The sequence below is a fragment of the Novipirellula caenicola genome (assembly GCF_039545035.1).
Lineage (GTDB): Bacteria > Planctomycetota > Planctomycetia > Pirellulales > Pirellulaceae > Novipirellula > Novipirellula caenicola.
This window is the reverse complement of sequence record NZ_BAABRO010000008.1, coordinates 28,986-40,140: the sequence shown is the minus strand read 5'-3', so window position 1 is coordinate 40,140 and position 11,155 is coordinate 28,986. Positions and strand designations below refer to the sequence as shown.

Sequence of the window (11,155 nt, the reverse complement as noted above, 5' to 3'; positions counted from 1 at the left end):
AACTGCTCTTCTTTTCGTCTGCTTTACCTCTGCAAGGTCTTCACCATGTTTGACGCGATGAGCAACCACTGGCTGATGCTTTCGCTCGGTTGCGTTGCCGGATTCTTGGCGTTGGTGTTCGTGTTTGACGTTTTCATTCAGAAGAAGCACACGATCATGCACAACTTTCCGATCGTGGGTCACATTCGCTATTGGTTGGAAACGGTGGGGCCCGAGATGCGACAGTACTGGGTCGCCAACGACAAAGAGGAAATGCCGTTTAATCGAGACGAGCGGAGCTGGATCTACGCTTCGGCCAAAGGAGAGAACAACAACTTCGGCTTTGGCACCACCGAACAGATCTACGGGATCGGTTACCCGATCATCAAACACGCGGTCTTTCCGTTTCCCGAGAGCAAGGCGGAACATGTTGGCGATGACCCGACGTACATTCCGTGTCTGAAGGTAATGGGTGAATCCCATGGCCGAGCTCGCCCCTTTCAGCCGCAATCGGTGATCAACATCTCGGCGATGTCCTTTGGTTCGCTGGGATCCAAGGCTGTCGCGGCGATGAATATCGGTGCCAAGAAAGCAAACTGTTTTCACAACACCGGCGAAGGCGGCGTCAGCCCCTACCATTGCCATGGCGCCGACATCATGTGGCAATTGGGGACCGGATACTTCGGGGCTCGCGACCGCAACGGCCGCTTTTCGATCGATGTCGTCGCGACCAAGGTCGAGCAAAACGCATCGATCCGTTGCATTGAAATCAAACTTTCGCAAGGAGCCAAGCCTGGCAAAGGAGGCATTTTGCCGGGCAAAAAGGTCACTGCCGAGATCGCCTTGGCTCGCGACGTCCCGGTCGGTGTCGATTGCATTTCCCCCAACGCCCACTCGGAATTCGACACCGTCGATGAATTAATCGACTGGATCGAGATGATCGCCGATCGCACCGGACTTCCCGTGGGCATCAAAAGCGCGATCGGCAACGGTGGTTTCTGGAAAGAACTGGCCCAACGGATGCGAGAGCGACGGCAAGGCCCCGATTTCATCACAATCGACGGTGGCGAAGGGGGCACCGGAGCCGCACCGCTGGCGTTCGCGGACCACGTCTCGCTGCCGTTTAAAATTGGCTTCTCGCGGGTTTATCCGATTTTTCAAGAAGCGGGCATTTCCAACGACATCGTCTGGATCGGCAGTGGCAAGTTGGGGTTTCCCGATCGCGCGGTGATCGCGTTTGCGATGGGCTGTGACGCCATCCAAATTGCCCGTGAATCGATGATGGCGATCGGATGCATCCAATCGCTCAAATGCCACACCGACCATTGTCCCGCCGGGGTCGCCACTCAGAACCGTTGGCTGCAGGCCGGATTGAACGTGGACGAGAAGGCGGAACGGATGGCAAGATTCATCAAAAGCTTCCGCAAAGAACTGCTGTCGTTGTCCTACGCGTGCGGCTATCAACATCCTTGCCAATTTAGTGGCAAGGAGATTGAGTTCAGCACCGGGGTGAACAAGTTTTCTCAATTGCATGAAGTGCTCGGCTACACTCGCGATACCACCGGGCTGAAAGAAACTCGTTCGGTCAACGCTGCCAAGCCCGAGCTGGTCAAGTAGCTCGCTATCGCGCTACGGGCAGAGCAGGTCAGTTCGGGGTAGGTCCGTGCGGGGCAGGTCAATGCAGGGCAGCGGGATCAACTCTGCAGCGAGCCTGATCGTTGGCACCTGATCATCGTTGGCATCGGATCGTTGGCATCGGATCGGGGGGCAAAAGCCGCGGCTGTAATTTTGCAGCCCTTATCCTTGGCGATTTAGGGTCGATTTGCCATAATAGCCCCCAGCGTGGCTGGGTTTTTGATAGAATCCCCCCCCCTACCAACCCACCTTTCCCGTTGTGGATACCCTCCCAACGCGTCTTTGATCGCCCCTAGTTTGGAGTCTGCCTTCCGTGAGAAAGCTTGTTTTGTTGCCGCTGCGTTTGGCCGTTGGCTGGGGGCTTTCTCCAAGACTGCTGGGATTGATCGGCGTCACCATGTTGGTGCTTCTACGACTGAGCGTTGGATGGCATTTTTACACCGAAGGGATGGAAAAGTACTCTTCGGGTAACTGGACCGCCAAACCCTTTTTTGCCAATGCAAAAGGCCCTTTTGCCGAACATTATCGTGGACTTGTTTGGGATAATGACGGTAAAATTCGATTAGACCGCGATCGTGTGGAAAAGGAATGGAAATGGCAGTGGGCGCTCATCAGCGACCACTACAAATTCGACGGAAAACAGAATCGCCTAGCCCAAGACGCCTTCGAAAGTGCGTTGCAGCAATACGACTGGGCGATCGAAGAGCACGCCAACGATCTAGAAGAATACGAGCTTGGAAAAGAACGCCAAGTTAAAATGGATCGGGATCCCGTGCGTAGCGGAGTCTCGAGTTTAGGCGGACAGCGCGAAACCATTCGAAAAGAGTGGACAAGCAAAGGTGCTGGCGCGATGGACGAAATCGAGAAAATCTGGACGAACTACACATCCTCGCTGATGGGGATTGCGACGGCCGAGCAGATCCAGACGCATCGTGTCTACAAACCGACACTGCCTCGTTCGGCTCGAATCGACACCAGCGTGATTGACGCGATGGTGCCTTATTTTGACATCGCCGTGGGGCTGTGCCTGTTGTTTGGACTGTTCACTCCGGTCGCGGCGTTAGCGGCCGCTGGTTTCCTCGCTTCGGTCTTCCTTAGCCAATACCCGCCGACTGCGGGCCCTGGATCGACTTATTACCAATTGATCGAAGCGATGGCGTGCTTGGTTCTTGCGGGCACGGGTGCAGGACGCTTCGCCGGATTGGATTATTTCCTTCATTTGGTCGTACGCAAATTTTGCAGTCCGCAAACCGCCGAAGCCTAATCCAGGTCCTCGGCAACCGGATCTGCATTTCTACTCTTTCAAAACAACGACTCAACAATAGCGACAAGGTACAGAACGATGGTCGACAAACTTTCTGCTGAAGAACGAAAAGTTGGCGAAGACAACTATTACGAAGCCGTGGGAAGTTACTACGACGTCAACCGTCGTGACTTCCTGCGTGGGATTGTAGCTGCAGGTGCCGTCAGCGGTGCCGGACTTGGCGCGGCCTACTTTGGCTACGGCAAGGTCAACGATCCTGTCCGCGTCGCGGTGATCGGAACCGGTGACGAAGGCAATGTCTTGATTGGCGGCTGTAACCCCGATTACGTCCAGGTCAAAGCGATCTGTGACATCCGCCCCTACAGCGAACACCGCGCATTTCACGGCGATTGGTCCAGTTCTTCGGCATTGGCGCGGCGTCCGGGATTGATCAGCGTCGCAGGCTACAAGGACGAAGCCGAAGCTCGCCGCAACGTCAAAGTTTACAACGCGGAAAACGGCGGCATCATGGAGTGTCTGAAGGATCCAGACATCGAAGCGGTGATCATCGCGTTGCCGCTTTGGCTGCACGCCCCCGTGGCCGCTTTGGCGATGGAAAAAGGGCTGCACGTGCTGACCGAAAAATTGATGGCACACAACGTCGCGCAGTGCAAAGTCATGTCGCGAATGGCTGGCGAATTGAAGGACCAAAACGGCAACCCGCTGCATTTGGCCACCGGGCACCAACGCCATTACAACGTCAAATACGACAACGCAATCAACCTGATTCGCTGGGGTCTGCTCGGACAACTGCACCACATCCGTGCCCAGTGGCACCGTGGCAACCTGCCTGGCGGCGACAGCTGGTCGATGCCGATTCCCGGCGGCGAAAAGATCGTCGGTAGCGACAAAAAATTTGATCGCATCGCTCGCGACTTGGCGCACCGCGTCAATCAATTGAAAAACGAAAAGGATCCAGACGAGATCGTGCGATTGCAGAACGAAATCGCGCTCTGGACCGCTTGGGACCAAGACAAGAACGTTGACCCCAAGGAGTTCGGTTATCAAGACTTCACGCTGCAAGGCAAGATCTTCACCGCGATGGAAGAACTGCATCGCTGGCGTCTGTTTGACCGCACCGGAGCCGGTTTGATGGCCGAACTTGGCAGCCACCAACTCGACGCCGTCAGCATCTTCCTGAGCTCGCTGCGTGACGATGGCAAAAAGGTGCATCCGCTTAGCGTGCACGCCGTCGGCGGCCGCCACATCATGCCGCTCGATCGCGAAGTCGGTGACCATGTCTACTGCATGTACGAATTCCCTGGTCCTGAGTACTCCGAAACCTTCGACGTCGGCTACTACGATCGCGTTGAAAAGTATCCGAACGAAAAGAACCCCGGCAACGGTCCGGTTCCTGGCTACGATACCGACCCCAACAAGAAGGTCGTTGTCACCTATTCGTCGATCAACGGCAACGGTTTCGGCGGCTGGGGCGAAGTCGTGCTGGGCAGCAAGGGGACGCTGATCTTGGACAAAGAAACCGACGTCATGCTGTACCGCAACAGCGACACCAGCAGCAAAGTTGGGATCGCCAAGAAGAGCGGCGGCTACGCACTGGACACCAGTGCGAGTGGCGACTTTGCCGCCCCCGTGGCCAAAGCTGCCGACTCGGGACCGGTCAGCCGTGGTTACCGCGAAGAGATCGAGCACTGGGCCTACTGCATCCGCAACCCCGACAAAGAGAACCGACCACGTTGTTACCCCGCAGTTGCTATGGGCGACGCGGTGATCGCGCTGGGCACCAATGTGGCGTTGAAGAATGCCAACGCGGGCAAGGGCGGCTACCTGGAGTTCAAGGAAGAGTGGTTCGATATCGACAACGATGCCACGCCCGATGGCAGCAAGATCGCCGTCGAACGCGAATTCATGAAAAAGCCAGTCGCTTAAAGCGGCGGACCAATACGCTAAACAAGTGGTGAGCCTTCAAGCGGCTCACCGCTTGAGGCGACACGGTGAAGGATTTTCTGGTAGCAACCGTCGCCAGAAGGTGGTGACGCGAATCGCGTGGCCACCATCCACGCTCGGGCGAACGTAGCTACAAAACGCAAATGCCGTAGTTTGCTGCCTTAAAATGACTCGCAGCGTTATGCTTGAGAGGCTCATTTTCGATCTCCGTCCCGACCACTGCTTTAGTGCCCCACTGTTTTAGTGCCACCGTGGCGTCGGGACTGTTTGCTTGCCGCCCTGGTTTGCGGTATCGATGTTTTCCGTTGTTTTGGCCGTCCGATCACTCTCGCTGCCGTTTCGTCGTGGCCAAGAAAAAGACCAAAGTGGATCGCACGACACCGGAAGTTGCCTCTCCTGACGGAAAACCTGTCATCGCCTTTGCGACGCCTTCCTTGTTTGATCGATGGCTCGGCAAACACCACACCGATCACGCCGGGCTATGGATCCAGTTCTTTAAGAAGGACAGCGGGTACAAAAGCATCACTTACGCGGAAGCACTCGACATCGCATTGTGCCACGGATGGATCGATGGCCCGGTGCGGAAAGGGGATGACGTCTGCTGGATTCACAAGTTCACACCTCGAAGGAAACGGAGTTCCTGGTCCCAAATCAACAAGACTCACATCGCGCGACTCGAGCGTGCTGGCCTGATGAAGCCCGCAGGTCACGCCGCAGTCGAACTGGCCAAGGCCGATGGTCGCTGGGATGCCGCCTACGCATCGAGTTCCACGTTCGAAGAGTCCGCCGATTTTCTTGCCGCATTGCAACAGTCCAAGCAGGCCAGCAAGTTCTACGCGACACTCACAAAGGCCAAACGCTACGGCTTCTATCACCGGCTTCACAGCGCCAAGAAGCCCGAAACAAAAGCAAGAAAGATTCTCGAGTTCATCGCCATGCTGGAACGTGGTGAGACGTTTCGCTAACCAAGGCAAGAGGCCGCTACCAAATCCGCGTCCCCATCTGCGGACATGCATGAACAGATCGACGATCGCTCAGGTGACGTTGTTTAGCATGAGCTAATACAATGTTGCGAAGCCGCTGAGCCCTCCCAACGCAGCGTTGGCTTAGCCCAAGGCGACCGTCATCGATTCAAGGAAACTCAATGTCCGCGAAAGCATCTGTTTTCATCGCCACCAGCCTCGATGGGTTTATCGCCCGTCGCGATGGCAATTTGGATTGGCTCGACGAAGCGAACCGCACTGTTCCCGCCGGAGAAGATTGTGGTTACGCAGCGTTCATGAATTCGGTGGACGTGCTGGTGATGGGCCGCAAGACCTTTGAGAAGGTTCGCTCCTTCGGCGATTGGCCCTACGGCGATACCAAAGTGGTTGTGATGAGCCGAACCGCGGTTGCGTTTCCTGCCGAGTTCACCAAATGCGTTACCCACTCGTCAGAAACCCCCGCGGATCTCCATCGCCGATTGTCCGTCGAAGGTGCCAAGCATCTCTATATCGATGGCGGCAACACCGTGCAGCGTTTCCTCAATGCAGGTTTGATCAACGAGATCACCCTTACCGTCGTCCCGGTACTGATAGGCGACGGCATCCCACTGTTTGGTCCGCTTGAAAAAGACATCAAGCTAATTCAGCTCACCACCAAGATTTTCGATTGCGGGTTCGTGCAAACGAAGTACGCGGTGGTTTAATGTCTGCTGAAATACCGCTCCCACGCTGCCCTTGGCAGAGGTGGCACGGACGAATGGCTTGGTTCGCGGCGTGAAGGGTCCGCAGTAACTTGATGTCCGTCGAAAGGGGGCGATCCAGCGATCGCGAGCCTAGCGTGGTGGCAGCGAACCGCGTTGGGTGTGTTCTCCGCTGCTCAAGTGGCGGGCCCGTGAACGGGTCGCCACCAGGGTGACGAAGTTACCACGCTGGACGACTCGGCCGTGTTGGTTGACCAATTGTCGCAGCCAGGTCACGCGACCAGCTCGCCGCCCATGCTGTTGGATCTGCACCACCTCGGTGATCACTTGGACCCGGTCGGCAAAGAAGATCGGTGCTTCGAATTGCCAATCCGAAATCCCCACCAAAGCCAAAGTGGCGGCGTTGGGATGATCGCTGCCTAGACCGGCCAGCACACTCAAACCTAGCAATCCGTGAGCGACCGGTTCGCCAAACGGCGAAGCCGAACTGTTGCTGCAATGCAACGAATCGTGATCACCGGTCAAACGGGCAAAGTCGGCAACGTCGTCTGCTGTGATTTCACGCCAAGGGCTTGACCAACGGTCGCCAATTTTCATGTCCTCAAGAAATAACGGCTTAGTGTCGGTGATGTGATTCAACGATCGCTCGAATGTGGCTTGAGGGGTTCCTGCATGGGCGGTGGTCCCACACACATGGGTTGAATGAACGTATAATCATGCCGTGAAATGACCGAATTCAAAAGACGTCTTTGCAGCAATTACAATAAAACTCGCTTTTACAGCGGAAGACGATCGGATTACAGCAGGTGAGAAAACTATTCGTCCCCAGGATGGGAACCCAAATTCGCCTGCTAAAATCCCCCCTTCCGATTCGTTCTTTTGATGACGATCCCTCCTAGCGTACCCCCACCCCTTGTCCAACCCAACCCATCTGCGGAGAAGAAGTGTTTCCATTGCTCCCCCTGAAAAAACACGTCCCGGTCGCTTCCAGCATGCTCGTGGCACTCAAAATCGCGGCTCTCGGCTCGGTTTTGTTCGCGTTTCCTCGCTTCGCAGCGGCCGAATCCCCCGCAGCGACCTTCCAAGCTCGACGCATTGCGTTGGATGCCAACGAAGGAATCGCCGCCGGTGACATCGATGGTGATGGCAAGACCGATCTGGTCGCGGGCCGATACTGGTTCTCTGCCGTCGATTGGGCCGCACGCCCGCTGCGTCAAATTGACGACTGGAATGGCTACGTGCAAAGCAACGGCGATTTCCTGTTCGACGTCAACGACGATGGACGACTCGATGTGATCGCCGGCTCGTTTGTGCCCAGCGAGGTGTATTGGTACGAAAATCCCGGTCCCGAAGCGCTGCGACTCGGAAAAATGTGGCCCAAACATCTGCTGGCCGACACCGAAAATTCGAAGAACGAAGCGCAGTTGATGCACGATCTCGATGGGGATGGCGTGCCCGAATGGATCGTCAACAGCTGGGCCAAAGACGCGCCGACGATGGTTTGGCGATTGGTCAAGAAATCCAAGCCAGCCAGCAAAGAAGCCCCAGCCGCCTACGAGTTCGTCCCTCATCAGTTGGCTCCCCACGGCAATTCGCACGGCATGGGCATCGGCGACATCAATGGCGATGGGCGTCTCGATGTGCTGACAGGCAAAGGATGGTACGAGCAGCCCGAATCTGCGATTTGGGAAACCGAGTGGACTTTTCACGAGAACTGGGAACTGCACGCCAGCATCCCGATGATCGTCGTCGATTTGGATGACGACGGCGACAACGATTTGATCTACGGCAACGGACACAACTACGGATTGCAGTGGAAAGAAAACACCGGCGTTAACGACGATGGCACGATCCAGTTCACCGAACATGAAATCGACCGCAGCTTCAGCCAACCGCATACGCTCGCTTGGGCCGATTTGGATGGCGATGGTGCTGCCGAACTGATCACTGGCAAACGCTACTACGGCCACAATGGGAACGACCCAGGTGGAAACGAAATGCCTTGCTTGTATTACTACCGCTGGAACCCCAAAGCGAAGACGTTCACGCGGTACACGATCGAAGAAGGGCATGTCGGGTGCGGGCTGCAGATCGTGACCGCGAAGCTGAACGACGATGACAAAACTGACATCGCGGTCGCCGGTAAAAGTGGTACCTATGTATTGCTAGCAAAGTGAGCCCAATAAATTGAGCCCAACAAGATGAGCCCTGTCCCTCCCTCCTCGGCCGCCCCTTCGTCTGCGGAGTCGGATTTTCCCGAGACGCCTTCGATCACGATCCGCCAGGCGCAGCAGCAGGTGGATCAGTGGATTCAAACGATTGGGGTTCGTTATTTTGATGAGATGACGAATCTAGCCCAGCTTGTCGAAGAGGTGGGCGAGGTGGCTCGCATCCTGTCGCGTACCTGCGGCGAGCAATCTCGCAAACCGGGGACGGAGTTGGGCGATCTTGGCGACGAATTGGCTGACGTGCTGTTTGTCACGATTTGCTTGGCCAATCAGTCGGGGATCGATTTAAGCCAGGCTCTGCAGCGTAATTTGGACAAGAAGACGCAGCGGGATGCGACACGACACCGTGACAACCCGAAATTGCAGTCCTAACGCGAGAATGCGGCGGTGGGATGGCGGAAATCGAAAGTCCTGACGGACTGTTGATATAGTCATACGACGGACTAGGAAGTCCATCGTACACCCCTTGGCCGCAGGAAACGTCACTCAATCAACAAGCCGTTGACGGCTTCCACTACGACGACGCGAGGCCTTCATTTTTTCAGCCGAGAAGCGGCCCTTGGCACATTTCTATTGCTTCTAAGTGGCATCGTCAGCTATCACCCACCACATCTAGTTCATTTCTCGATTGTCACCGGGTAAGCTGATGCAAGGCAGGAAGCCAAAAATCATTACCAATTCCGTCACAGGGCGTGTTCGCATCCACGTCTTGATGACCCTCTGCAGTGCCTTGATTGCGGCGGGCGGATGCACGTCGTTTTGGCCCAACGGTGCAGACGAAAGCGACAAGGACGCGCGTCTGAAGGAATTGATGAAGGTCCCCAAGCCGCCGGATTTGATCCGCGACGCTTCGATTGTGCAGGGGATGAACACGATCCAAGTCGATGGCGTGGCCGCGATCAATGGACTCGCGGGCACGGGGGCTCCGGCGATCCCGTCGATCTATCGCGATCAATTGCTCGAAGAGATGCGTCGCCATGAGGTCCAAGACCCGAACCATTTTCTCGAACTCGACGAAACCGCCTTGGTCCGCGTGCGTGCTTACGTCCCACCGGGCGCCCGTCGTGGCGATCCCGTCGACCTCAAAATCACCTCGCCTCCGCGAACCGAAGTGACGGACCTGCATGGCGGCTGGATGCTCGAATCGCGACTGCGTCATCAACAAGTCCTGCAGAGCAGCGTACGCCAGAGCGAGGTGATGATCGTTGGCACCGGACCGGTGCTCACGCGTGCCGATCATGATCCGGCCACCGACGCCGCCTACCGTCTCGAAGGCCGAGTCCTGGGCGGCGGCCGCATCCAGATCAGCCGCAAACTCGGTTTGATCCTGCGACCTGAATTCCAGCACGTCAAAATGGCTTCGGCGATCACCGACGCCATCAACCGACGTTTCTACTTTTTCGATGGCACCACACGTCGTGGTATCGCCAAAGCGATCGAAGACGACTACATCGAAGTCGAAGTGCATCCGCGTTATCGCGACAACATCGGCCGCATGATGGCAGTGGTCCGCGCGTTGGGAGTCGCCCCTGAGTCCTCGGCGACACAAACTCGATTGGTGAACCTGGGCAAACGATTGTCCGAACCCGCCACCTCATCCGACGCGGCACTTCAACTCGAAGGCTTGGGGGACAGCGCGATCCCAACGCTGCTGCAAGGCATTGAATCAACCAACCCCGAACTCCGCTTCTATGCCGCCGAAGCGTTGGCCTATCTCGATCGCCCCGAAGCGATTGATCCACTGATCGAAGCGGCCATACAAACCAGTGCGTTTCGCCATCCGGCGCTGTTGGCACTGCAAGGGATGGAACAACAGCTAGCGATCGACGGATTGGCTCGCTTGATGAACGAAAGCAGTCTGGAAACACGCTACGGTGCATTCTGTAGCATTCGCCGCCGCCCTGATGGTCGACAACATCTAAATGGCCGAGTCGTTGGCACGACGTTCCGGATCTATGAAGTCGCCCCCGACGGTCCGGCGGCCGTGATCGTTTCGCTACGCGAGAAACCTGAAATTGTCCTGATGGGACGCCCACAACCTCTGAAACTCAAATCGTTCCTGATGGGTCCGTCAGGATTGATCTTAAAGAATGACGACGAGAAACCGGGACACATTCGCATCAGCCGTTTTCAAGCCGGCCAGGATGATCGTCGCTTGATCGTTCCAAGTTCGCTAGCGATGGTGATCGAAGGCATCGCCGAAGTCGGCGGCGGTTACGGCGATGTGGTCGCCGTGCTGCGAGAAGCCAAACAGAAAGGGTTCTTGGTGGACCAATTGGCGATCGATCCGTTGCCGCATTCAATGCGAACCTACTTCCGCGACGACCATCATGACGAGATGGACGAAGAGGAATCGGCGTCCAAGTCCGATACGACGCAGCCCAGCGAGTAGCACAGCGACGATCAAGTCGTCCGGGGTGG

9 protein-coding genes are annotated in these 11,155 nt (G+C 56.4%); 8 read left to right on the top strand and 1 reads right to left on the bottom strand.

All coding sequences use genetic code 11. From position 1 onward, the window contains the following. The first annotated feature begins 57 nt into the window (after positions 1 to 57). The 5 genes from ABEA92_RS16365 to ABEA92_RS16345 all read left to right on the top strand — a co-directional run bounded on the left by ABEA92_RS16365 (position 58) and on the right by ABEA92_RS16345 (position 6,509). On the top strand, positions 58 to 1,596 hold the full coding sequence (locus ABEA92_RS16365; protein ID WP_345684921.1) for an FMN-binding glutamate synthase family protein: 1,539 nt from the start codon (positions 58 to 60) through the stop codon (positions 1,594 to 1,596). 331 nt (positions 1,597 to 1,927) lie between these two features. Continuing rightward, positions 1,928 to 2,878 (top strand): DoxX family protein, encoded by a 951-nt coding sequence (locus ABEA92_RS16360; RefSeq protein WP_345684920.1) that lies wholly within the window; start codon positions 1,928 to 1,930, stop codon positions 2,876 to 2,878. A 78-nt stretch (positions 2,879 to 2,956) separates the two neighbouring features. After that, positions 2,957 to 4,804 (top strand): Gfo/Idh/MocA family protein, encoded by a 1,848-nt coding sequence (locus tag ABEA92_RS16355; RefSeq protein ID WP_345684919.1) that lies wholly within the window; start codon positions 2,957 to 2,959, stop codon positions 4,802 to 4,804. A 362-nt stretch (positions 4,805 to 5,166) separates the two neighbouring features. Next, positions 5,167 to 5,787 (top strand): YdeI/OmpD-associated family protein, encoded by a 621-nt coding sequence (locus ABEA92_RS16350; RefSeq protein ID WP_345684918.1) that lies wholly within the window; start codon positions 5,167 to 5,169, stop codon positions 5,785 to 5,787. Between the two features lie 179 nt (positions 5,788 to 5,966). Continuing rightward, positions 5,967 to 6,509 (top strand): dihydrofolate reductase family protein, encoded by a 543-nt coding sequence (locus ABEA92_RS16345; RefSeq protein ID WP_345684917.1) that lies wholly within the window; start codon positions 5,967 to 5,969, stop codon positions 6,507 to 6,509. A gap of 129 nt (positions 6,510 to 6,638) precedes the next feature. Here the strand turns inward: ABEA92_RS16345 and ABEA92_RS16340 are convergent, their stop codons facing one another. Next, positions 6,639 to 7,145 carry a MaoC family dehydratase gene (locus ABEA92_RS16340; RefSeq protein ID WP_345684916.1) on the bottom strand — a complete coding sequence of 169 codons (507 nt, stop codon included), beginning with the start codon at positions 7,143 to 7,145 and terminating at the stop codon, positions 6,639 to 6,641. 305 nt (positions 7,146 to 7,450) lie between these two features. On the opposite strand from ABEA92_RS16340, the gene ABEA92_RS16335 reads away from it, so the two are divergent. The 3 genes from ABEA92_RS16335 (at position 7,451) to ABEA92_RS16325 (ending at position 11,126) form a co-directional block, all read left to right on the top strand. Continuing rightward, positions 7,451 to 8,683 carry an FG-GAP-like repeat-containing protein gene (locus ABEA92_RS16335; protein ID WP_345684915.1) on the top strand — a complete coding sequence of 411 codons (1,233 nt, stop codon included), beginning with the start codon at positions 7,451 to 7,453 and terminating at the stop codon, positions 8,681 to 8,683. Between the two features lie 24 nt (positions 8,684 to 8,707). Beyond that, entirely contained in the window at positions 8,708 to 9,106 is a 399-nt protein-coding gene (locus ABEA92_RS16330) for a nucleotide pyrophosphohydrolase (RefSeq protein ID WP_345684914.1), read from the top strand. Positions 9,107 to 9,380: 274 nt separating this feature from the next. Beyond that, positions 9,381 to 11,126 (top strand): flagellar basal body P-ring protein FlgI, encoded by a 1,746-nt coding sequence (locus tag ABEA92_RS16325; RefSeq protein ID WP_345684913.1) that lies wholly within the window; start codon positions 9,381 to 9,383, stop codon positions 11,124 to 11,126. Positions 11,127 to 11,155 lie beyond the last annotated feature (29 nt).

What these genes read in the sequence shown, in the direction of transcription:
- ABEA92_RS16365 (WP_345684921.1), top strand. Translation starts at nt 58, where the DNA reads ATGAGCAACCACTGGCTGATGCTTTCGCTCGGTTGCGTTGCCGGATTC.
- ABEA92_RS16355 (WP_345684919.1), top strand. Translation starts at nt 2,957, where the DNA reads ATGGTCGACAAACTTTCTGCTGAAGAACGAAAAGTTGGCGAAGACAAC.
- ABEA92_RS16345 (WP_345684917.1), top strand. Translation starts at nt 5,967, where the DNA reads ATGTCCGCGAAAGCATCTGTTTTCATCGCCACCAGCCTCGATGGGTTT.
- ABEA92_RS16330 (WP_345684914.1), top strand. Translation starts at nt 8,708, where the DNA reads ATGAGCCCTGTCCCTCCCTCCTCGGCCGCCCCTTCGTCTGCGGAGTCG.
- ABEA92_RS16325 (WP_345684913.1), top strand. Translation starts at nt 9,381, where the DNA reads ATGCAAGGCAGGAAGCCAAAAATCATTACCAATTCCGTCACAGGGCGT.